We start from the raw sequence: 24,083 nt of genomic DNA, 5'->3' as shown, positions 1-24,083 counted from the left end.
TTCATCTTCAGTCAATTTCAGAGATCGTATCTTTGCAATTCAATTTTAAAAATACATGAGAACAAAGTCAATCAAAAAAAATAAAATCAACGTTGTTACTTTAGGTTGCAGTAAAAATATTTACGATTCTGAAGTTTTAATGGGTCAGCTTAAAGCTAGCGGTAAAGATGTTGCACACGAAACTGAAGGGGATGTTGTGGTGATCAATACCTGTGGTTTTATTGATAATGCCAAAGAAGAATCTGTCAACACGATTTTAGACTACGTTCAAAAGAAAGAAAGTGGCGAAGTTGAAAAGGTTTTTGTGACAGGATGTTTATCTGAACGCTACAAGCCAGATTTGCAGAAAGAAATTCCCAACGTTGATCAATACTTTGGGACTACAGAACTTCCAGCTTTGCTAAAAGCTCTTGGCGCAGATTATAAGCACGAATTGATCGGTGAACGTTTGACAACGACCCCAAAGAATTATGCCTTCCTGAAAATAGCTGAAGGTTGTGACAGGCCTTGTTCGTTTTGTGCTATTCCGCTAATGAGAGGCGGTCATAAATCTACGCCGATTGAAGATTTGGTGACTGAAGCTAAAAATCTCGCAAAGCAAGGTGTGAAAGAATTGATCTTGATCGCCCAAGACTTGACGTATTACGGTTTAGATTTATACAAGAAAAGAAACCTGGCAGAACTACTGAAAGAACTTGTTAAGGTAGAAGGTATCGAATGGATCCGTTTGCATTATGCGTTTCCTACAGGTTTTCCAACCGATGTCCTTGATGTAATAAGAGAAGAACCAAAAGTTTGTAATTATATAGATATCCCGCTTCAGCATATTTCAGATCATTTGTTGAAATCCATGCGAAGAGGAACCACACACAAAAAAACTACAGATTTACTTTACAAATTCAGAAAGGAAGTGCCAAATATGGCTATCAGAACCACATTGATTGTTGGTTATCCTGGTGAAACTGAAGAAGATTTTCAGGAATTGAAGGATTGGGTGAGTGAAATGAGATTTGAAAGGCTGGGTTGTTTTACCTATTCTCACGAAGAAAATACACATGCTTATAACCTTGAAGATAACGTTCCTGAAGATGTCAAAATTCAGCGTGCCAACGAAATTATGGAAATTCAATCTCAGATTTCCTGGGAACTGAATCAGCAGAAAATCGGAGAAACATTTAGATGTGTCATTGACAGAAAAGAAGGTGGATACTTTGTTGGAAGAACTGAATTTGACTCCCCTGATGTGGATAATGAAGTTTTGATCGATGCTCAAACTCATTATTTGAAAACTGGAGAATTTGCTGAGATCAAAATCACCGATGCAGGAGATTTTGATTTGTATGGAGAACCAGTCTCTGTAGATGCAATTTTGAATTAACTTATCTTTTAAAGCTTTTTAAAATGCCTCCTCTATATTTGCGATTACTCTAAATTCTTAAAACATGGCTGACTGTTTACCTTTTCGATCCACAGGTTTTTTTACTGATTTGATTTCAGACTACATCGAGGAAAAGAAAGATTTAAAGCCATTTTATAATAGATTTCCTTCTATTGATAATTTTGAAGCGCAAATAGAAGAGAAGAGCAAATCTTACAATCAAGATAATCGAAAGGGCTTAATTGAAGTGCTCACAAATCAGTATAAGTTGTTATCAACTTCACAAGAAACACAACAACATATTGATTTACTTCTAGAGCATACTACTTATACAGTTACAACTGGTCATCAGCTCAACTTGTTTACCGGACCGCTTTATTTCTTGTATAAGATTGTTTCAACAATCAATCTGGCTAAACAGCTTAAAGAGAACTATCCTGACGCCAATTTTGTTCCTATTTACTGGATGGCCTCAGAAGATCATGATTTTGATGAAATCAATTTTTTCAATTTCAAGCAAAATAAGTTGGAATGGGAAAAGGATACAGAAGGAGCAGTAGGTCATTTGTCCACTTCAGGATTGGAGAAGTTGTCTAAAACCATTGAAAAAGAATTCGGGAAAAGTGATAACGCAGAATATCTTAAGGGACTTTTCAAAGTGGCTTATCTCGAACATGAGACTTTAGCCAGTGCTACTCAGTTTTTGGCCAATGAGCTTTTTGGAGAGTATGGTCTTGTCGTTTTAGACGCAGATGATGCGAGATTAAAAACCATGTTTTCAAAGCATATCAAAAATGATTTGCAATATCATACTGCCTTTCGGCAAACTAAAAAGCAAGCTGATAAATTATCTGATCTTGGTTATAATGTTCAGGTCAATCCCAGAGAAATCAACTTATTCTATATGTATGAAGGCATAAGGGAAAGAATCGTAAAACAGGATGACAGGTATCTCGTCATCGATTCGGAAGTAAGCTTTTCAGAACAAGAAATTTTAGATTTGGTAGATGAATATCCTGAGCGATTTTCGCCAAATGTTGTCATGAGACCACTCTATCAAGAAGTGATTCTTCCAAACTTGGCCTACATCGGTGGAGGTGGAGAATTGGCATATTGGCTGGAATTAAAATCCTTATACGAAGCAGAATCCGTCACTTTCCCAATACTGATGTTGAGAAATTCAGTCTTATTATATTCTGACAAAACAGCAAAAAAGCTGAGAAAATTAGATACTGAAATCAAAGATTTATTCTTGTCTACTGATGCTTTAGAAGCCAAGCAAACCAAGAGAAATTCTTCAATTGACATCGATTTTGAAAGTCAGAAAAAGGTTTTAGAAAAACAGTTTGCGGATTTATACGAGCTTGCTGAAAAAACAGAACAATCCTTTTATGGAGCGGTAGCTGCGCAAGAGAAAAAGCAAAAAAATGGGCTCGATCATCTAGAAAAAAGACTGCTAAAAGCTCAAAAACGAAAACTGAAAGATGAAAATGAGCGTGTTTTGGAGCTACAACGCTACTTGTTTCCCAACCAATCTTTACAAGAACGAACTTTTAATTTCAGCGAAATTTATGTGGATTATGGAGAAAAACTCATTCCAAAATTAATAGAAGAACTAGATCCTTTCCAATTTGAATTTCTCTGTCTGGAATTAACTATTTACAATACAAAATCATAAGCTATGAAAAGCATGCACGCTGTTGATATGGAGACTGTCGAGATGACACTCGATATCATGAAATATGCGATCAATAGAATATCAAATACATCACCAGAATTAGGAAAACCAAAACAAGAACATGAATTACTGGAACTTGTTGGGGATACGGTGACGAAAGAAGGAATAGGAGGAGAGAAAGCTTTTCAGTTATTTAGAGATATCCTGGTAAAAGCATCGGTTCCTGTAGATCATCCCAGACATCTCGCTTTTGTACCTGCTGCGCCAACACGAGCAGCAGTTTTATTTGATCTTGTCACTTCGGCGGCGAGTATTCACGGGGCTTACTGGATGACTGGTGGCGGGGGAATTTTTTGCGAAAACAGAGCTATGGAATGGCTGGTTTCTCTCACAGGAATGCCAGAAGGAACCTTTGGAGTCTTTACTAGTGGTGGAACAGCAGCCAACCTTTCTGCAATTGTCGCTGCGAGAGAGTATTGGAGATCCATAAATGATGATAATAAAAAGCTGAAAGGTTTAATCATTACTTCCAGTGGAGCGCATTCCTCCGTAAAAGCTATGGCTCAGGTGATCGATGCAGATATTATAACTGTAGACGATAACGAAGAGCATAAACTCACAAAAAAATGTCTGGAAAAAGAGATCAAAAGTTTATCAGATTTTGATAGAAAGCGCCTGTTTGCAGTTGTTGCCACCGGTGGCACTACTAATGCAGGAATCATTGATGATTTGGACGGAGTAGCAGAGGTAACAGAAAAAGAACAACTTTGGTTTCATGTCGATGCTGCCTATGGAGGGGCAGCTTTAGCTGCGCCCTCTGTAAGACACCTTTTCAATGGTATTGAAAGGGCTGATAGTGTTACTATTGATCCGCATAAATGGATGTTTTCTCCTTACGATTGTGGAGCTATCATTTATAAGAACATGGATTTGGCCAAAAATGCTCATTCTCAAAAAGGCGCTTACTTAGATATTTTTAAGGACAAAGGAGCTCAAGGTTTCAATCCATCAGACTATCAAATTCAACTAACCAGAAGACTTCGAGGCTTGCCTTTATGGTATTCTCTTGCTATGCACGGGACAGATCGCTACACCACGGCTATCGAAAGAGGTTTGGAATTGGCTAATAATGCGGCTAAGCAAATCGAACAATTGCCACATGTAGAATTAATTAGAGAGCCAGGGCTTTCTTGCGTATTATTTTCAAGAATCGGCTGGACTGCAGAAGATTACAAGGAGTGGACGTACACCAATCACGATAGTGGATTTGCTTTGGTCACTCCTACCAAATGGAATTCACAGGAAGGAGAACTTACCTGCGCGAGGTTTTGTTTTATCAATCCAGATACTACCGAAAAAGACGTGAAAGAGATTTTAGAATCTATGAAATAGTTTTGCTTAAGAGCTGGATTTATTCTGAATTTGATTCCGTTGCTTTTAATGCTTTTAGATACATTGCTTGAGGTTCTAAGTTAACTTGATGATCCAGTTTTTTGTTTAGAAAGATTAAAAGTTTTTAAGAACAGATTCAGCAGAAAATCACCTGAATTAAATTTAAAGGTTTGTAATACTAGTGAGAAAAAAAATCCCATTCTTTTGATCAAAAGAATGGGATTTTTTTGGAATTGATCTGAATTATTATTCAGCTTTTCGGATAGGGACTTCTATGAAGGTGTCATCCCAGCCCATTAATAGGTCAGAGCCATCTGCAGCAGGTTTGAAGGTGATTGAAAAATCTTCTACCGGTGCAGCAGTATTTCTTGTAGGCACACTTGTTCTTAAAAGGTCTAAAGATTCATCATAACTATAAGCACCCCAAACATTAATTTGTTCGTTCACAATTATAGTCCATTTGTCTTTATCTGGGATGGTATATAATGAATAAGTGCCTGGTTCAATCTCAACACCGTTAAAAAGGACATCTTCATAAAATGTAATTTCGGTAGCCTCGTTAGCTCCAGTTCTCCAGACCTTATTGTAGGGAACTAATTGACCAAAAATCTCGCGGTTGTTCTTTTTAGGCCTGCTATAAATAATTCTTGCCAGTGGAGAATTGTCTTGATTTCTGGTGATTACTGCATCCATGGGACTTTTGTCCAGATCCTTAAATTCTTGCGCTGTAGTAGTTAATGTAACTAGGCTTAAAATAAGAAATGCGTTAAATAATTTCATAAGTTTAAAATTTTAAACAAGATTAAATTTAAGTTTTCTCTTTATGAGTTTAATTCTTGTTAAAGTAATATTTATTGTGTTACAGAAGTAGCTTTTCAGGCTGATTTTGCAATTTCTAAGAATAAGCACCGTTAACCATTTTAACTCCGACATAATCGATTTAATAGCGTTAAAAACTTCAAAAAACACTTCCGATTTACTATATTTGTTTGTTGTTAATCTAATAATAAATTATGAGCGAAGAAGTCAAAAAACACAATTATTCGGCTGATAGTATTCAGGCTTTAGAGGGAATGGAGCACGTAAGATTGCGTCCATCCATGTATATAGGAGATGTAGGAGAGCGAGGTCTTCATCACTTGGTTTATGAGGTGGTAGACAACTCTATCGATGAGGCTATGGGAGGCTATTGTGATAAGATTGACTTGATCATAAATGAAGATGGTTCTGTAACGACTATGGATAATGGTCGTGGGATTCCTATAGACATGCACAAGAAAGAAGGTGTTTCGGCACTGGAAGTAGTCATGACCAAAATTGGTGCTGGTGGTAAATTTGATAAAGATTCTTATAAAGTATCGGGAGGTCTCCACGGAGTTGGAGTTTCTGTGGTAAATGCACTTTCCGTAAAACTTCATGCACGTGTTTTTAAAGATGGTAGAATCTGGGAACAAGAATACACGCGTGGTAAAGTAGATTATCCTGTAAAATCTACAGGTGATACAGAGATGAAAGGAACTGAAATTACTTTCAAACCCGATTATGAGATTTTCAAAGAATCAGTAGAGTTTAAATATGAAACATTAGCCAAGCGTTTGAGAGAGTTGGCCTTTTTAAATAAGGGTATTAGAATTTCTCTTATTGACAAACGTCAAAAGAACGAGAAAGGCGAGTACCGTTCGGATGAATTCTATTCTGAAGAAGGATTGAAGGAGTTTATACGTTTTATAGACGCCAATCGTGATCCAATTATAACGGATGTTATTTCTATGGAAGGCGAAAAGAATGATATCCCGGTAGAAGTAGCGATGATATACAATGACTCTTATGGTGAGAATTTGCATTCTTACGTTAATAATATAAATACTCACGAAGGTGGTACTCATTTGTCTGGATTCCGAAGAGGTTTAACGGCTACTTTAAAAAAATATGCCGATAATTCAGGGATGCTCGACAAATTGAAATTCGAAATTACCGGAGATGATTTTAGAGAAGGACTTACAGCTATTGTTTCTGTAAAAGTATCGGAGCCACAATTTGAAGGACAAACCAAAACCAAATTAGGTAACCGCGAGGTCACTTCAGCAGTATCTCAGGCAGTTACAGAGATGCTTGAAATTTACCTGGAAGAAAATCCAAATGATGCTAAAACCATAGTTCAAAAGGTGATTCTAGCTGCTCAAGCCAGACATGCCGCTAAAAAGGCGCGTGAGATGGTTCAGCGTAAAACCGTGATGAGCGGTGGAGGTTTGCCAGGTAAACTTTCTGATTGCTCTGAAACGGATCCAAATGCATGTGAAGTTTTCCTTGTTGAGGGAGATTCTGCGGGTGGAACTGCTAAGCAAGGTAGAGATCGTAATTTTCAGGCCATTTTGCCTTTAAGAGGTAAAATTCTGAATGTTGAGAAAGCAATGCAGCACAGAGTATTTGAAAATGAAGAGATCAAAAACATATATACTGCACTTGGGGTAACGATTGGAACCGAAGAAGATACAAAAGCTCTAAACCTTTCAAAATTACGATACCATAAAGTTATCATTATGTGTGATGCCGACGTCGATGGTAGTCACATTGCAACGTTAATACTTACGTTTTTCTTTAGGTACATGAAAGAGCTGATTGAAGCGAGTCATATCTACATCGCTACACCTCCTCTTTATTTGATTAAGAAAGGAAGTAAAAAGCGCTATGCATGGTCTGAGAAAGAAAGAAATGAAATTGCTAACGAATATAAAGGAGGAGTAAGCATTCAGCGTTACAAAGGTCTTGGCGAAATGAATGCTGAGCAACTTTGGGATACGACTATGAATCCTGAGAATAGAATCTTGAGACGTGTCACTATTGATGATATGGCAGAAGCAGATAGAATTTTTTCTATGTTGATGGGAGATGAAGTACCACCACGAAGAGAATTCATTGAACAAAATGCTGTTTACGCAAATATTGATGCTTAATATAAAGGGATGAAAAGCTTAAAGCTTATTTGTTTAATTCTTTTATCGGTTTTGTCTGTGAATTCTTATTCACAAAATGGAATCAGAAACTTACTTTCATCAGGTTTTGAAGATGCGAATAGATTTGCAAACGCTTACACAAGTCCAGGATCAGATGCTATCATCTTTGGTTTGGCCAATGGTTGGTATAACACAGCCAAAGTTAAAAATCTTGGCGGATTTGAAATTTCTATTATTGGTGGTGTTTCACAGATTGGCAACAAGAACACTTCTTTTGCATTAAATGAAAACGATTATAACTTCCTGAGTTTTGAATCTGGTCCTGTTACACAACAAGTAGGAACTGTTTTTGGACAGAATTCACCAGAAGTTATCATGAATATTGTTGAAAGAGGTCAGGAATTAGGCTCAATAACTTTACCGCAAGGTTTGGCTTCAGAAAATGTAGAATATTTGCCCAATATTATTTTGCAAGGAAGTCTCGGTTTGCCTTTTAGCACAGAACTCAAATTGAGATTCCTTCCAGAAATAGAAACTAAGGATGTGTCTTCACAATTCTATGGGGCAGGACTTCAGCATGAATTTACAGATTGGATTCCAGGTTTTAAAGTTTTGCCAATTGCGATTTCTGGCTTTATAGGTTACAATAAGTTTGAGGGCGAGTATAGATTTACAGAACAATCTAGTTTGATATCAGCCACCAATCAAAGGATAACTACAGATATAAACTCCTGGCATTATGCCATGCTGGTGTCTACAAAGCTTCCTATTATCAATTTTTATGGGAGTTTGGGTGCTGTGTCTGGTTCTTCAGATACACGATTAAGAGGAGAATATAATATAGAAGCCGGAGTTGATGAAGTGCAAGGTCAAACTGTAGTAGATCCGTTGCGCTTAGACTCTTCAGTAAATGGATTTAGAGCAACGATAGGAACTAAGCTGAGCTTAGCTTTTTTTAGGTTGAATATAGATTATAGTTTTCAGGAATTCAATACGTTGAATGTTGGAATCAATTTTGGAATTTAATTACTAATTATAAAAATAAATTAAAGATGAAAATTACAGTAGTAGGTGCTGGTGCAGTAGGCGCTAGTTGTGCAGAGTATATCGCGATTAAAGATTTTGCTTCAGAAGTAGTTCTTGTGGATATTAAAGAAGGGTATGCTGAAGGAAAAGCGATGGACTTGATGCAAACAGCAACACTCAACGGTTTTGATACAACAATTACAGGAACAACAGGAGACTATTCTAAGACAAAAGATTCTCAAGTTGCAGTAATTACTTCTGGCATTCCAAGGAAGCCAGGAATGACAAGAGAAGAACTTATTGGAATTAACGCTGGTATTGTAAAAGATGTAGCATCACAATTGGTAAAGCACTCTCCAGATGTAACCATAATCGTTGTGAGTAATCCAATGGATACAATGACGTATCTAGCTCACAAAGAATTGAACTTGCCTAAAAACAGAATTATTGGAATGGGTGGTGCTTTAGATAGTGCTAGATTCAAATATAGATTAAGTGAAGCTTTAGAATGTCCAGCATCCGATGTTGATGGTATGGTTATCGGTGGTCATAGTGATACAGGAATGTTACCTTTAACTCGTTTAGCAACACGTAACAGTGTGAGAGTTACAGAATTCCTTTCTAAAGAAAGACTTTCTCAAGTGTCAGAAGACACTAAGGTAGGTGGTGCAACTTTAACCAAATTACTTGGAACAAGCGCTTGGTATGCACCAGGAGCTGCGGTTTCTTCTTTAGTTCAATCCATAGCTTGTGATCAGAAAAAAATGTTCCCATGTTCAACACTTCTAGAGGGTGAATACGGACTTAACGATTTATGTATTGGAGTTCCAGTCATAATCGGTAAAAATGGCATCGAAAAGATTGTAGAAATCGATCTTAACGATGAGGAAAAAGCAAAACTGAAAGAAAGCGCTGAAGCAGTAAGAAAGACAAATGGTCTTTTGGAATAGTTTCAAACTTTTATAAATACTCCAGACCCGACATTTGTCGGGTCTGTTTTTTTGAATCACAAGTACCTTTTTAAGGGGTAAAATAGGCTTTCAAAAGTTAAAATTATCTTTAATAAAAAAATTGCCATTTCTATATCGAAAACCTATATTTGCCTGATTTTATAACAGCACTAATAATTTAAAAATGCAGAATAAAGGACTCATTAAGCTATTTGCTATCTTATTTGGTTTGGTAAGTATTTACCAGTTGTCATTTACGTTTATAGCTAACAATGTTGAAGAAAAAGCAGAAGCTTTTGCAGAAAGGCAAATTTCTGAAGGTGAAGAAAACTTCACAGAAAAGAGAGCAGTTGTCGCAGAAAAATATCTTGACTCTATTGGGAATGAGTCAATTTTTGCTGGTATTACTTACAATACCTCCAAAGATAAAGAGCTTAACAAGGGCTTGGATTTAAAAGGTGGTATTAATGTGATACTTCAAATATCTGTTCAGGATCTATTAAAAGGTCTTGCTAATGATTCAAAAGACCCTGCTTTCAATCAAGCTTTGAAAGATGCTCAGGAAGCTCGGAAAAATAGTCAAGACAGCTATTTAGAATTGTTTTTCGAAGCTTTTGATAATTTAGAGGGCGCAAAGCTGGCTTCACCAGATATTTTTGGAACCAAAGCCCTTGCAGATGAGATTAGCTTCGATATGACTAACAGTCAGGTTAGGCCAATCATCAATAGAAAAATTGACGAAAGCGTAACTTCAGCATTTGAGGTTTTAAGAGAGCGTATCGACAAATTTGGAGTAACACAACCAAACATTCAACGTTTAGGAGAATCTGGAAGAATACTTATTGAATTGCCTGGGGCAAAGGATATAAGCCGAATTCAAAATCTTCTACAAAGTACAGCTCAGCTTGAATTTTGGGAAGTGTATAAAGCCAATGAACTTTCTGACTTTTTGGTAACTGCAGATGCAATTGTTGCTGAGAACATGAAAGAAGAAGACGCTAAGTCTGAAGAAGATAAAGCGCAAACTCCACAAGAAGATCAAGAAGCTACAGAGGAAGATGATTTAGAAAGTTTACTTTCTACAGAAGACGATACTGATGAAGATTTTACAAAATCAAATCCGCTTCTTAGTTTAGTTCAGTCTGCAGGTCAGCCACAAGGTCCAATCATTGCATATTTCGCTATTAAAGATACAGCTAAAGTAAATTCATACTTATCTATGCCTCAGGTAAAATCACAATTACCTTCAGATAAAAAGTATGCGGAATTTGCATGGGGAAAGCCACCTAAGGACTCTGAAGTCATTGAATTATACGCATTGAAAGGTAATAGCAACGATGATCCTCCTTTGAGCGGTGAAGTTGTTACTGATGCTCAACAAACTTATGATCAGGTAGGTAGAGTTGCTGTTAGTATGCAAATGGATGGTCGTGGAGCCAAAATTTGGGAAGATATGACAGGCAAGGCTTCAGCTCAAGGCACACAAATCGCTATTGTATTGGATAACACTGTTTATTCTGCTCCTGGCGTTTCTAGTGGTGCAATTTCCGGAGGAAGAAGTGAAATCACTGGACAATTTACTATTGAAGAAGCACAAGATTTAGCGAATGTTTTAAGAGCTGGTAAATTACCTGCTTCTGCAGATATTGTCCAAAGCGAAATTGTAGGACCTTCTTTAGGGCAAGAAGCCATTGACAGTGGTATACTTTCGTTTATTATCGCTTTGATATTTGTGTTATTATATATGATATTCTACTATGGCAAAGCTGGTTTGTATGCAGACATCGCTTTAGTAGTAAACATACTATTTATATTTGGTGTGTTATCAGGTCTTGGAGCTGTTCTTACATTGCCTGGTATCGCTGGTATTGTACTTACCATAGGTATGTCTGTAGATGCGAATGTTCTTATTTTTGAAAGAATTAGAGAAGAGATAGCGAAGGGTAAAACACAGGCAGAGTCCATTAATGATGGTTTTAAAAGTGCTTTATCTTCTATACTTGATGCTAACATTACAACAGGCCTTACGGGTATAATATTGCTTACGTTTGGTACAGGACCGATTAAAGGTTTCGCAACTACGCTTCTTATAGGTATTGTTACTTCTCTATTCTGTGCTATATTCTTAACTCGTTTATTTATCGCAGGAGGAGGGAAAAAAGGAAAATCTTTACCTTTCTCTACTAACATAACTAAAAACTGGTTCCAGAATGTTGACTTGAATTTCTTGAAAAAGAGAAAAGTAGCTTACATTATTTCAGCGATTGCTATTTTGATAAGTGTTGGATCATTAGTTACGAAAGGTCTTAATGAAGGTGTTGATTTTATTGGTGGTAGAACCTATACAGTAAGATTTGATCAGCCGGTTAACCCTTCAGAAATTGAATCTAATTTAATTGGAGAACTTCAAAGCGTTGAGGCAAAAACATATGGGGCCTCTAGCCAATTAAAAATTACTACAAACTTCAAAATTGAAGAAGAAGGAACTGGCATTGATGATGAGATTCAAAATATTTTATTCAACGGCTTAAAGGAATACTTACCTAGTGGAATTACATTAGATGAATTCAAAATTGGCGATAACAACAGTCTGAATGAAAAATTCGGCATAATGTCTTCAATGAAAGTAGGTCCAACTATTGCAGATGATATTAAAACTGCTTCTTATTACGCTATTATAGGATCACTTATTGTTGTGTTTTTATATATCCTCATAAGATTTAGAAGATGGCAATTTTCCTTAGGTGCAGTCGCTGCAGTTATTCATGATGTTATCATAGTTTTGGGTTTATTTTCTCTTCTATATGATGTATTACCATTTAGTTTGGAGATTGATCAAGCTTTTATCGCAGCAATACTTACTGTGATTGGTTACTCCTTAAACGATACGGTTGTTGTCTTTGATAGAATTCGTGAATTCTTCAACGAACACCCAACCTGGAAAATGGGTAAACTGATCAACCTCGCAGTAAGTTCAACCATAAGTAGAACCATCAATACGTCTTTGACAACTCTTGTTGTATTGATAGCTATATTCATCTTTGGAGGTGATAGCATAAGAGGATTTATGTTTGCTCTTATCATTGGTGTTGTCGTGGGTACTTATTCTTCTGTATTTATTGCTACACCCGTTATGTTTGATTCTGTAAAGAAGAAAGGAATCGATTTGACGGATAAAAAGCCGGAAGACGTAGAACAAAAAGATAAGCTTAAGATGTAATCATCAACCGATAGATTTAAAAAAAGTCCTGTGAATGAAATTCACAGGACTTTTTTTGGTCTAAACAAATGCTTTTATTGATATTCTACCAACGTATGATGACGCTTCCCCAAGTGAAACCGCTACCAAAAGCAGCAAGAACCACCAAGTCGCCTTTCTTGATTTTTCCTTCTTCCCAAGCTTCTGTCAGCGCTATTGGAATAGAAGCTGCGGTAGTGTTGCCGTATTTTTGAATGTTATTATGAACTTGGCTATCCTCCAAGCCTAATTTCTTTTGAATAAACTGAGAAATTCTTAGGTTAGCTTGATGAGGGATAAACATGTCAATATCCTCTTTTTTCAAATTGTTGAAGTCTAAACCTTCATTAATGACTTCTGAAAATCTTACAACTGCATTCTTGAATACAAGCTGTCCATTCATCTTCGGATAGTAAGGAATGTCTTCTTGTGGATTTTCAGCTATGATTTCTGGCACCCATTTTTCTGTTGAAGGTCCTCTCAGAGAAAGTTCATCTATGTATTCTCCTTGAGAATGTAAATGTGTGGAAAGAATCCCAGATTCATCATCGCTCCTTGTTAAAACTGCAGCTCCGGCACCATCACCAAATATGACAGAGACATGTCTGCTTCGATTGGTCATGTCCAAACCTCCACTGTGATTTTCACTTCCTATGACTAAAACATTTTTATACATTCCTGTTTTGATAAATTGATCTGCAACAGAAATTCCATAAACAAAACCGCTACACTGATTTCTTACATCCAATGCCGGACAAGTTTTGATGCCTAGTTTCTCTTGAATTTGAACTCCACATCCTGGGAAATAGTAGTCTGGACTTAATGTAGCAAATACAATAAGCTCGATATCATCTTTATTGATTTCTGCTCTTTCAATAGCCTGTTTAGCTGCTTTTAAGCCCATCACAGCTGTAGAATTCCCATCTCCTTTTTTAATGTGTCTTCTTTCCTGTATTCCTGTTCTTTCTTGAATCCACTCATCTGAAGTGTCCATGAGTTTACTCAAATCATCATTCGTTACTATATTTTCAGGAACATACTTTCCTAAACCTATTATTTTGGATTGGTACATATTTTTAATTATTTAGCAATGTAAGATACATATAATCGCTTATTTCGTAATCTTTAATGCAAAGAAAACGCCCTTTTACTTAATTTCAAAGAGCGTTTTCCAACCAACCTAACCAATAACCTTAAATATCTTACATATATTTTTTGTAATCGTTGATGTCAACTTTAGCTTTTAAATCATGAAGCAGATTAAAAAGCCCAAAGAATGTTCTATTAATATAAAGGAAATGTTGACTTCCTCGGTTACCATTCATTTTTCTTAATTCTTTATCACTGCTGTACTTTTCACTCAATCCAGAAATTTGATTCCAAAATTCTTCGCTTCCAAAATCAAATGTTTCTTGGTGAAAAGGACTTGTAAATAAACTCAACATTTCATGAAACAGCGCTGAGAAATATTTTATTTCCTTTTCAGTATCATCTGGCCTTATGATTTCTAATTCTTTCAATTTCTGCAGAAAAAAGTCAGGGTCATTTATATTTTTAGGAACTGCTAATTCAAAATAAGGTGTATAAAATTGATCCGGTATATTTTTAATGCAACCAAAATCAATAGCAATAAGATTATAATCCTCATCAATTAAGAAATTACCAGGATGTGGATCGGCATGTACTTCTTTTAGCTTGTGGAATTGGAACATATAAAAATTCCAAAGAGTTTGTCCAATTTCATTTCCAACTTCTTCAGAAAAATCTTGCTTCACAAACTCGCTTAAATGCTTACCTTCCATCCAGTCCATCGTGATGATTCTCTCACTGGATAGGTTTTCGTAATATTTGGGAAATTTCAGATTTGGAATCATGCTACAAGCTTCTGAAATGCGCTTGCTTTGCTCAACCTCGAGTATGTAATCTGTTTCTTCTACTAGTTTATCTTCAATCTCCTTGAAGTATTTTTCAGAATCTTTTCCCTTCAAATTAAACATTCGGGTAGCTACCGGCTTTACCATAGCCAAATCTGAACTTATACTATCCGCAACACCAGGATACTGTATCTTGATTGCGTATTTATTACCGTTTTTCTCTGCTCTGTGAACTTGTCCTATGCTTGCAGCATTAACAGATTCTGATGTGAACTTGTCAAAAATTTCTTCAGGATATTTTCCATTATATTTTTTAAAAGTTTTTCTAACTAATGGAGCCGATAATGGTGGAACACTAAATTGAGCCAAACTAAACTTTTCTACGTAAGCATTTGGTAGTAAGCTTTTCTCCATGGAAAGCATTTGCGCAACCTTTAACGCACTGCCCTTAAGGTTTTTGAGCCCATCATAAATATCCGAAGCATTTTCTTCATCTAAGCTATCTCTGGTTAACTCAGGATTAAAGGCTTTTTTCGAATAGTATTTTAAGTAATTAGCACCAACTTTAGTACCTGTCCCAATCAATTTTGAGGTTCTACTAAATTTTCCAGTTGGAATTTTATCAATTGTCTTCATGTATTATTTCATTGTTTCTTTGTAGAGAAATTTTCCAAAATCGAAAACCTTCTCTAGGGGTGTGTTGTCAAAAACATCAAAGATGGTGTTGACCGATTTTTCGATGGCTATATCTGTTTTTTCAAAATCTGGTGACGAGTCATCTTTCCAGAATTTAAGTAAAAACAAAAATTGTATCCAGGCACCTTCAGAATAAATATTTTCATTTCTCTTCAAAAACGAATAAGCCTTTTCGTCATTATCATCTTCAATCAATTCTTTGGCAAAAGACTTAATATGTTTACGAAGCCCTTTAAGCTGCTTCATATTTTTCATCTGGTCGTCATGTTCATTTAATACATAAAGAACATAACTTCTATTAGCGGTTAGAATTTCAAAAAAAGTATAGAAGAAGGTGAGCATTTTTTCTCTACTGCCATAATTAACAACTTCTTCATTATTGGACATCAATGAGTGCGCATTCTGGAAAAAAGTTTCCCAAATGCCTTCTCTTAAAGCGTCAAAATTTCCGAAATATTTATAAAAATCCTTCTCCTCAAATTTATGATCCTTAGCAAATTTATAAACCGATTTAGGTACATGTTCATGTAGCAAGACATCATCCATATAGAATGTGATGATATCTATTTTGGATAATTTTTTTTGGGTTTTAGGTTTAGTTGCCATAATATAAAGTTTATACACAAATATAATTATTGTTTAATCTTCAAACTTCAACTTTAAACGAAATCTTTTGTTAAATGTGCTTTGCTCTGTCAGTTTGTCAGAATCTGATTCGCGGTATTTCCTTTGATATTAATGTTGTAAACAAATTTTAATTATGGCTACAGGTAATATTAATGTTTCAGTGGAAAACATCTTTCCACTCATCAAAAAATTTCTTTACAGCGATCACGAAATATTTTTAAGAGAATTGATATCCAATGCAACGGATGCAACGCTCAAAATGAATCATTTGGTAAGAATAGGTGAAGCTAAAATCGATATAGGTAAACCTAAAATTGAAATAAAAATTGATAAAGACAATCAGACTCTTCATATTGTAGATGAAGGTGTTGGTATGACAAAAGAGGAAGTTGAAAAATACATCAATGAAGTCGCTTTTTCTGGTGCTGAAGAATTTTTGGAAAAATATAAAGACTCAGATTCAAAAGAGACGGGTATCATTGGCCACTTTGGCCTTGGTTTTTATTCAGCTTTTATGGTTGCCAATAAAGTTGAGATCAAAACTAAATCCTGGAAAGATGAACCAGCAGCAAAATGGACCTGTGAAGGGACTACTCAGTTTACTTTAGAAGAATCTGATAAAACAGACCGTGGAACTGAAATTATTCTTCACATCAATGATGATGAAAAGGAATTTCTTGAAGAGCATAGGATAAATGAACTTTTAGTGAAGTATAACAAGTTTATGCCTATTCCTATCAAGTTTGGAACTAAAGAAAAAGAACTTCCAAAGCCTGAAGATGCTAAAGAAGATGAGGAGCCAAAAAAGGTAACAGTTGACAATATTATAAATAATCCAGATCCTGCATGGACTAAGCAGCCTGCCGAACTTGAAGAAGATGATTACAACTCATTTTACAGAGAATTATATCCAACTCAATTCGAAGAGCCTTTATTCCATATTCACCTTAACGTAGATTATCCATTTAATCTTACAGGAATACTTTATTTTCCAAAATTGACAAATGACTTGTCTATACAGAAAGATAAAATTCAGCTTTATCAAAATCAAGTTTTTGTAACAGATAATGTGGAAGGTATTGTTCCGGAATTCTTAACTATGCTGAAAGGTGTTATTGATTCTCCAGACATCCCTTTGAATGTTTCAAGATCTTACCTGCAAGCAGATGGTGCGGTAAAGAAAATATCCAGTTACATAACTAGGAAAGTAGCAGACAAATTGAATTCATTATTCGCAAACAACAGAGAGGATTTCGAAAAGAAATGGAATGATATCAAAGTTGTGATAGAATATGGAATGTTGTCTGAAGACAAATTCTTTGAAAAAGCTCAAAAATTCGCCCTATATCCAACGACTTCTGATGAATATTTCACATTTGAAGAGTTAAAAAATAATATCACCGAATTACAAACTGATAAAGAAGGAAAGCTAATTGTGCTTTATGCTTCAAATAAAGACGAACAGCACAGTTACATCAAAAGGGCAGAAGCTAAGGGTTATAAAGTATTGCTTTTAAATTCTCCTATAGTTTCACACTTGATCCAAAAGCTCGAACAAGAGAACGAGCAAAAAGTTTCTTTTGTAAGAGTGGACAGTGACCACGTTGATAATTTGATAAAGAAGGAAACAGAACAAGTTTCTAAGCTTTCAGATGATGAAAAAGAAACTGTAAAAACAAGTTTTGAAACTGTAGTACCTAAAGAAAAATACACAGTCCAGCTTGAAGCTTTAGATTCTGATACGGCACCTGTGATGATTACACAGCCAGAATTTATGCGTCGTATGAAGGAGATGCAGCAAACAGGTGGTGGTGGAATGTTTGGTATGGGAAATATGCCAGAAATGTATAACTTGGTGGTGAATACCAATAATCCACTAATTTCAAAAATCTTGAAAGCTAAAGAGGATTCTAAAAAAGAAGGCTTAATCAAGCAATCTTTGGATTTGGCCTTGCTTTCTCAGAACCTTCTTAAAGGTGAGGAACTCACTAATTTTGTAGAAAGAAGTTTTAAGATGATTAAATAAAATCATTTAAATATTTTGGAAAAAAGCCACTTATCTAAAGTGGCTTTTTTCTTTTAAAACAAATTGTTTCAGCATCAATGTGAGGTCAAACAAACAAGATTTCATGTTGCAAAGAAATATTAACATAGTATCTTTGTTCAAAATTAAAACTAATGATCAATATTACCTTACCAGATGGGAGTGTAAAGCAATATGAGGAAGGAACAACTCCTCTTCAAGTAGCTTTAAGCATAAGCTCGGGCTTAGCTAGAAATGTGATTTCTGCAAAATTCAATGATGTAATTGTAGAAACCACCACGCCACTCAATCAAGATGGTAATTTGGTGCTTTTAACCTTCAATGACGATGATGGTAAGCAAGCTTTCTGGCATTCATCATCACACATTTTAGCACAAGCTTTACTGAAGTTGTATCCAGGAATCAACCTGACGATAGGTCCTTCAATTGATAACGGTTTTTATTACGATGTGGATCTTAAAGGTCAATCCATTTCTGAAAATGATTTTCCTAAAATTGAAGCCAAGATGCTTGAGCTTGCAAGAGGGAAGCATGATTTTGAAATGCGTGAAGTTTCAAAAGCTGATGCTTTAGACTATTACAAAACTAGAAATAATCCCTACAAAGTAGAGTTAATAGAAAATCTTGAAGACGGAGAAATCACGTTTTGTGATCATGACGATTTTACAGATTTATGTCGAGGTGGACACATCCCTAACACCGGTTTTGTAAAGGCTATAAAGTTGATGAATATCGCTGGAGCCTACTGGAGAGGTGATGAAAATAATCCGCAGTTAACCAGGATTTATGGAATCTCTTTTCCTAAGCAAAAAGAACTTAAAGAATATTTAGAGCTACTTGAAGAAGCCAAAAAACGCGATCATAGAAAATTAGGCAGAGAGTTAAAACTATTCACCTTTTCTCAAAAAGTTGGACAAGGTTTGCCGTTATGGTTACCTAAAGGCGCAGCTTTAAGAGACAGGCTTGAAAAGTTTTTGAAAGATGCACAAGAAAATGCTGGTTACCAGCAGGTCATATCTCCACATATTGGTCAGAAAGAATTATACATGACTTCTGGTCATTATCAGAAATACGGAGAAGATAGTTTTCAACCTATCAAAACTCCTCAGGATGGTGAAGAATACCTTTTAAAGCCGATGAACTGTCCTCACCATTGTGAGATTTTCAACTCACAGGCTTGGAGTTATAGAGATTTACCACAGCGTTATGCAGAGTTTGGGACGGTTTACCGCTATGAGCAAAGCGGAGAGCTTCATGGTCTTACCAGGGTAAGAGGATTTACACAGGATGATGCGCATATCTTTTGTACTCCAGAGCAATTGGATGAAGAATTTAAGAAGGTAATCGATCTTGTACTTTATGTCTTCAATTCTTTAGGATTTGAAAACTTTACAGCTCAGGTCTCTTTAAGAGATCCAGAAAATCCCTCTAAATATATAGGATCTGATGAAAACTGGACAAAAGCCGAAGCTGCCATCTTAAATGCGGCAGAAGAAAAAGGTCTTAATTATAAAGTCGAAACTGGAGAAGCCGCTTTTTATGGCCCAAAATTGGACTTTATGGTAAAAGATGCTTTAGGCAGACAGTGGCAACTTGGAACTATTCAGGTAGATTATAATTTGCCAGAACGGTTTGAGTTAGAATATAAAGGGAGTGACAATGAAATGCACCGCCCAGTAATGATACACAGAGCTCCTTTCGGAAGTTTAGAACGTTTTATAGCTATCCTGCTGGAACACACTGGTGGAAATTTCCCATTATGGTTAATGCCAGAACAGGCTACTATCCTATCAATCAGCGAGAAATATGAAAATTATTCTAAAAAAGTTTTAAGTTTACTTAAAAAACACGAAATTCGCGCTACAATAGATAATCGAGGCGAAACCATGGGTAAAAAAATTCGTGAAGCCGAGATGAACAAGATTCCTTACATGTTAATAATAGGGGAAGCTGAAGTAGAAAACGAAACGGTTTCTGTTAGAAGACATGGGGGAGATGATTTAGGTGAAATGCCAGTTGAAAGTTTCGCCAAAATTTTAGAAACTGAAACAGATAAAGAAATTTATAAATTCGAAGTTTAATTAAAAAAATATTTAGCCATAGCAATACGTAGAAAAAAATCAAGACAGGCACCGAGGCAGATAAAAGAAAATCCTCATAAAATCAATGACAAGATAAGAGCTCCAAAAGTTCGAGTTGTTGGTGAAAATGTAAAAGTAGATATCTATTCGCTCAAAGAAGCTTTGGCCATGGCCGAAGAACAGGAGTTGGATCTAGTTGAGATATCTCCAAAAGCAGACCCTCCTGTTTGTAAAGTTATGGATTACAAGAAGTTCTTGTATGAACAAAAAAAGAGAGAAAAACAGCTCAAGCAGAAAACTACTCAAGTCGTTGTAAAAGAAATTCGCTTCGGTCCTAATACAGACGATCACGATTATGAATTCAAAAAGAAAAACGCAGAGAAGTTCCTTAAAGACGGAGCTAAATTAAAAGCCTTTGTGTTTTTTAAAGGTCGTTCGATAGTCTTTAAAGACAAAGGTCAAATCTTGCTTTTAAGACTTGCTCAGGATCTAGAAGATCTTGCTAAGGTTGAGCAAATGCCAAAATTGGAGGGTAAAAGAATGATTATGATTCTTGCTCCAGTTGCCAAAAAATAATTGCGATAATCCCTAATATATATTCCAGATGCCTAAGATGAAAACAAAGTCGAGTGCTAAAAAGCGTTTTAAACTTACCGGTACAGGTAAAATAAAACGTAAACATGCATTCAAAAGTCACATTTTGACTAAAAAGTCAAAAAAGAGAAAATTGAAGTTAACTCACAGCGGTTTAGTAGATAAAGCCGACGTGCATAGCATCAAAACTCAATTACGCTTAAAATAAGCAAACAAGGTTAATTATTAATCCATGGAGTTAGGCTCACAAAACGTTTATTAAACTGCCTACTACAAAAAACTTTAAAATATGCCAAGATCAACAAATTCTGTCGCTTCCAGAGCCAGACGTAAAAAAATAATGAAGCAAGCAAAAGGTTACTACGGACGTCGTAAAAACGTTTGGACAGTAGCTAAAAACGCAGTCGAAAAAGCAATGTTATATGCTTATAGAGACCGTAAAACCAAGAAGAGAAATTTTAGATCACTTTGGATCATAAGAATTAATGCTGCTGCAAGACTTCACGGTTTATCTTATTCTCAATTCATGGGAAAGGTAAAAGCTAACAATATAGAATTGAATAGAAAAGTTCTTGCGGACTTAGCTATGAACAATCCTGAAGCTTTTAAAGCCGTAGTCGACCAAGTAAAATAAATTCTAATTTTTATCGCAATTAAAAAAAACACCTGTTTTAATTAACAGGTGTTTTTTTATTTTTAATCAGTCTAATAACGCATTGTAAGGGTTTGAATGATATTTAACAGTTCTAATGTATTTTATACATACATTAGAAAGAAAAGTGATAATAACTTAGAAAATAAACATTATGGCCATAAGATTCGCAAATAACTGTAGCAACTGCACCAGCTTAATTGAAAAGACTTTTTGCAGTAAACACGAAGTCTTGGTATCTCAAAAATATACCTGTGACTTATTTAATATGAAGACAGAGTTGAAAAACGAAAGAAGCTGTTCCAATTGTAAAAAACATGAAACAGACTCTTGTGCTCACCCAAGTAAAGCCGCTCCAGGAATGCTTTGCGCATCATGGGCGCCTTCAGCGTAAATTTTTTCGAAATCCACAACAAAACCTTGAATTTAATTCAGGGTTTTTTATTTTAGAGCAAATGGATATCATCTATAAGGACTTATGAAAGATCAACTAGAGCGGACATTTCACATAACTTCTATTCCAAACCGAATTGTATGTTTGGTTCCTAGTCTTACTGAAATGCTTGTAGATTTAGGACTGAAGGATAAACTGGTAGGAGTGACCAAATTTTGTGTTCATCCTGAAGATATAAGATCTACGGCTGAAGTCATTGGGGGGACTAAAACTGTAAAGATTGACAAAATCAAAAGTTTACAGCCAGATTTTATTTTAGCCAACAAAGAAGAAAATGAGTTAGAAGACATTGAGAAACTTTCAGAAAATTATTCAGTTTATGTGAGTGATATTAATAAGATTGAAGACCTGCTTCAGTTGATAAGAGATATTGACGAAATCTTTAAGATACCGGAAAGCTCTAAGCAACTTGTTGACAACATTAAAACTAACTTTATCAAATTCCGTAGAAAAATTGAAGACCAACCAAAGCTCAAAGTAGCTTACTTCATTTGGAGAGATCCCTGGATGGTCGTTGGTTTCTCAACGTTTATCAATTATATGTTGGAACTCAATAATTTTGAAAATGTACATAAAGATCTTCCAAGATATCCTGAGGTAGATATTAATGATCTAGAAGTGGTAGATTATGTTTTCTTGTCTTCTGAGCCATTTCCATTTAAAGATCAACATAAGTCAGAATTCAAAATTCCATCGGAAAAAATTAAAATTGTAGATGGTGAATACTTTAGTTGGTACGGATCCAGGCTGTTACAAGCCTTTGACTATTTCTTAAAACTAAGAGACAACTTATAAAATTTTACTAGTATTCAAGGACATTTTAGTTTTAATGATAATCCTGTGTATATTTACAAAAAGAAAGCTTTGATACACCATTCAGTTTATCGTCACGAAAACTCCCCAGAGTGGGTTACTTTTGTGCATGGTGCTGGTGGAAGTTCTTCTATTTGGTTCAAACAACTTAGAGCCTTTAAATCTCAATTTAATGTTTTACTATTAGACCTTAGAGGTCACGGTAATTCTAATCCAAAACTGCAGGACTCTTTGGACGAAAATTACACGTTTGATGCCATTACTGGTGACATAGTTGAAGTCTTAGACATAAATAATATTGAGAAATCACATTTTATAGGCATCTCTCTGGGTACCATTTTAATAAGGAATTTAGCAGAAAACTTTCCAAATCGTGTGTCAAGTATGATTATGGGTGGAGCTATTATGAAAATGAACGTGAGGTCCAGGTTTTTGATGAATGTGGGAGTAATTTTCAAATCGGTTGTGCCTTATATGATTCTTTACAAATTATTTGCTTTCATAATAATGCCGAGAAGAAATCATAAGAAATCAAGAAATCTCTTTGTGAACGAGGCTAAAAAATTATATCAGAAAGAGTTCATCAGATGGTTTAAGCTAACCTCAGAAATCAATCCTTTGCTCAAGTTTTTCAGGCAAAAAGCGATCAATATTCCTTCGCTCTATATGATGGGTGAACAAGATTATTTGTTCCTGCCTGCAGTTAGAAAAATTTCTGAAACTCATAAAGAAGCTAAATTATTTGTCATTAAAAATTGTGGACACGTAGTTAATGTTGAACAGCCAAAAGTTTTTAACTCCAAAGTGATAGGTTTTATTCAAAGTCTTGAGAATAATACTCCTATGCGTTTGCAAGCGACTTAATCCTGAAGCGCAAACACTTGTCTTAAAAGATTTGTAGATCTCTCCTTAACGTCATTTCTGATTTGTTGTTCTTCCAATTCAATCATTTTGTAAACTCCTTTTAAGGCCTCGTTGGTGACGTAATCTGTGAGATTTGGATTTACGCTAGAGGTAAAAGGGACTTGATTGTATTTCTGAATCACATTTTCCCATATTTGATCAGCACCTACTTTCTGAAAATTATCTCGTACGATGGGCTCAAATCTTTGATACAATTCTGTTTGAGTCTTATCTCTTAAATAAGCTGTTGCTGCTGTTTTTTCTCCAAGCAAAATAGTTCTGGCTTCTTCAAATGTCATCTCACGTATTGCTGATAGAAAAATGGGAGTAGCTTCTTTTACGGCCTGTTGAGCAGTCGTATTAAGTGCTTTAATGCCTTCGTCAGCCAAATTGCCCAGGCCTAAGCTTCTCATGGTGCTTTCTACACCAGACAATTCCTCCGGAAGTTTGATCCTTACCAAATCATTAGTATAAAATCCATTTTCCTCAGCCAATTTGGATACCTGCTCATTTACTCCCTTTGATAAAGCTTGTTGTAAGCCATTGGCTATTTGTTGATCAGTCACCGCGGCAGAATTTGCAATCTCTCGGGAAATCTGTTCAAGTTCTGCGCAGGAACTCAATGAAATAGAAACTAGCACAAGTAATAAAAACCGTTTCATAGGAATGAATTTTGGATCCATCGTAAAGATAGAGCCTTTTGAAGATAACACTCTATTTTTTCGTTAT

General features: G+C 35.6%; 20 protein-coding genes. 15 read left to right on the top strand and 5 right to left on the bottom strand.

From position 1 onward, the window contains the following. Positions 1-55: 55 nt before the first annotated feature. The 3 genes from rimO to LB449_RS09010 all read left to right on the top strand — a co-directional run bounded on the left by rimO (position 56) and on the right by LB449_RS09010 (position 4,448). A complete protein-coding gene (gene rimO / locus LB449_RS09020; RefSeq protein ID WP_224454776.1) occupies positions 56-1,378 on the top strand; it encodes a 30S ribosomal protein S12 methylthiotransferase RimO in 1,323 nt (440 codons plus the stop codon). Positions 1,379-1,442: 64 nt separating this feature from the next. Further along, on the top strand, positions 1,443-3,056 hold the full coding sequence (gene bshC, locus LB449_RS09015; RefSeq protein WP_224454775.1) for a bacillithiol biosynthesis cysteine-adding enzyme BshC: 1,614 nt from the start codon (positions 1,443-1,445) through the stop codon (positions 3,054-3,056). 3 nt (positions 3,057-3,059) lie between these two features. Then, positions 3,060-4,448, top strand: a complete 1,389-nt coding sequence (locus tag LB449_RS09010) for a pyridoxal phosphate-dependent decarboxylase family protein (protein ID WP_224454774.1) — start codon at positions 3,060-3,062, stop codon at positions 4,446-4,448. A 246-nt stretch (positions 4,449-4,694) separates the two neighbouring features. Here the strand turns inward: LB449_RS09010 and LB449_RS09005 are convergent, their stop codons facing one another. Continuing rightward, positions 4,695-5,228, bottom strand: coding sequence for a DUF2911 domain-containing protein (locus LB449_RS09005; protein WP_224454773.1), 534 nt, complete (start codon positions 5,226-5,228; stop codon positions 4,695-4,697). Between the two features lie 233 nt (positions 5,229-5,461). On the opposite strand from LB449_RS09005, the gene gyrB reads away from it, so the two are divergent. The 4 genes from gyrB to secDF all read left to right on the top strand — a co-directional run bounded on the left by gyrB (position 5,462) and on the right by secDF (position 12,598). After that, positions 5,462-7,402 carry a DNA topoisomerase (ATP-hydrolyzing) subunit B gene (gene gyrB / locus LB449_RS09000; RefSeq protein WP_224454772.1) on the top strand — a complete coding sequence of 647 codons (1,941 nt, stop codon included), beginning with the start codon at positions 5,462-5,464 and terminating at the stop codon, positions 7,400-7,402. A 9-nt stretch (positions 7,403-7,411) separates the two neighbouring features. Then, entirely contained in the window at positions 7,412-8,428 is a 1,017-nt protein-coding gene (locus LB449_RS08995) for a DUF6588 family protein (RefSeq protein ID WP_224454771.1), read from the top strand. Positions 8,429-8,454: 26 nt separating this feature from the next. Further along, positions 8,455-9,378 (top strand): malate dehydrogenase, encoded by a 924-nt coding sequence (locus LB449_RS08990; RefSeq protein WP_224454770.1) that lies wholly within the window; start codon positions 8,455-8,457, stop codon positions 9,376-9,378. Between the two features lie 184 nt (positions 9,379-9,562). Beyond that, complete coding sequence (gene secDF, locus LB449_RS08985) at positions 9,563-12,598, top strand: protein translocase subunit SecDF (protein ID WP_224454769.1); 3,036 nt, start codon at positions 9,563-9,565, stop codon at positions 12,596-12,598. 85 nt (positions 12,599-12,683) lie between these two features. Here the strand turns inward: secDF and LB449_RS08980 are convergent, their stop codons facing one another. From LB449_RS08980 to LB449_RS08970, 3 genes are all read right to left on the bottom strand, one after another. Continuing rightward, complete coding sequence (locus tag LB449_RS08980; protein WP_224454768.1) at positions 12,684-13,688, bottom strand: 3-oxoacyl-ACP synthase III family protein; 1,005 nt, start codon at positions 13,686-13,688, stop codon at positions 12,684-12,686. A gap of 130 nt (positions 13,689-13,818) precedes the next feature. Then, the gene (locus tag LB449_RS08975) at positions 13,819-15,126 is read right to left on the bottom strand and encodes an ABC1 kinase family protein (protein WP_224454767.1); all 1,308 of its coding nucleotides are present in this window, start codon (positions 15,124-15,126) and stop codon (positions 13,819-13,821) included. 3 nt (positions 15,127-15,129) lie between these two features. Beyond that, positions 15,130-15,792, bottom strand: coding sequence for a TetR family transcriptional regulator C-terminal domain-containing protein (locus LB449_RS08970; protein ID WP_224454766.1), 663 nt, complete (start codon positions 15,790-15,792; stop codon positions 15,130-15,132). Between the two features lie 154 nt (positions 15,793-15,946). On the opposite strand from LB449_RS08970, the gene htpG reads away from it, so the two are divergent. The 8 genes from htpG (at position 15,947) to LB449_RS08925 (ending at position 23,315) form a co-directional block, all read left to right on the top strand. Next, complete coding sequence (gene htpG, locus LB449_RS08965) at positions 15,947-17,839, top strand: molecular chaperone HtpG (RefSeq protein ID WP_224454765.1); 1,893 nt, start codon at positions 15,947-15,949, stop codon at positions 17,837-17,839. Positions 17,840-17,991: 152 nt separating this feature from the next. After that, on the top strand, positions 17,992-19,938 hold the full coding sequence (thrS, locus tag LB449_RS08960) for a threonine--tRNA ligase (RefSeq protein ID WP_224454764.1): 1,947 nt from the start codon (positions 17,992-17,994) through the stop codon (positions 19,936-19,938). A gap of 60 nt (positions 19,939-19,998) precedes the next feature. Continuing rightward, on the top strand, positions 19,999-20,514 hold the full coding sequence (gene infC, locus LB449_RS08955; protein WP_317196215.1) for a translation initiation factor IF-3: 516 nt from the start codon (positions 19,999-20,001) through the stop codon (positions 20,512-20,514). Positions 20,515-20,542: 28 nt separating this feature from the next. Then, positions 20,543-20,740 carry a 50S ribosomal protein L35 gene (gene rpmI / locus LB449_RS08950; RefSeq protein ID WP_224454763.1) on the top strand — a complete coding sequence of 66 codons (198 nt, stop codon included), beginning with the start codon at positions 20,543-20,545 and terminating at the stop codon, positions 20,738-20,740. Between the two features lie 81 nt (positions 20,741-20,821). Then, positions 20,822-21,166: a 50S ribosomal protein L20 gene (rplT, locus tag LB449_RS08945; protein ID WP_224454762.1), complete on the top strand. Its 345-nt coding sequence runs from the start codon at positions 20,822-20,824 to the stop codon at positions 21,164-21,166. 335 nt (positions 21,167-21,501) lie between these two features. Continuing rightward, a complete protein-coding gene (locus tag LB449_RS08935) occupies positions 21,502-21,666 on the top strand; it encodes a hypothetical protein (protein ID WP_224454893.1) in 165 nt (54 codons plus the stop codon). Continuing rightward, on the top strand, positions 21,663-22,433 hold the full coding sequence (locus tag LB449_RS08930; protein ID WP_224454760.1) for an ABC transporter substrate-binding protein: 771 nt from the start codon (positions 21,663-21,665) through the stop codon (positions 22,431-22,433). Before LB449_RS08935 ends, LB449_RS08930 begins: the two co-directional genes overlap by 4 nt. Positions 22,434-22,502: 69 nt before the next feature. Next, positions 22,503-23,315: an alpha/beta fold hydrolase gene (locus tag LB449_RS08925; protein WP_224454759.1), complete on the top strand. Its 813-nt coding sequence runs from the start codon at positions 22,503-22,505 to the stop codon at positions 23,313-23,315. On the opposite strand, the gene LB449_RS08920 is transcribed toward LB449_RS08925, so the two are convergent. After that, a complete protein-coding gene (locus tag LB449_RS08920; RefSeq protein ID WP_224454758.1) occupies positions 23,312-24,016 on the bottom strand; it encodes a DUF4197 domain-containing protein in 705 nt (234 codons plus the stop codon). The genes LB449_RS08925 and LB449_RS08920 overlap by 4 nt on opposite strands. Positions 24,017-24,083: the final 67 nt, after the last annotated feature.

Origin of the sequence: Psychroflexus lacisalsi, assembly GCF_020164495.1 — a bacterium.
GTDB classification, from domain to species: domain Bacteria; phylum Bacteroidota; class Bacteroidia; order Flavobacteriales; family Flavobacteriaceae; genus Psychroflexus; species Psychroflexus lacisalsi.
The sequence above is the reverse complement of the archived record's forward strand: the minus strand, read 5'-3'. Positions and strand labels throughout refer to the sequence as shown.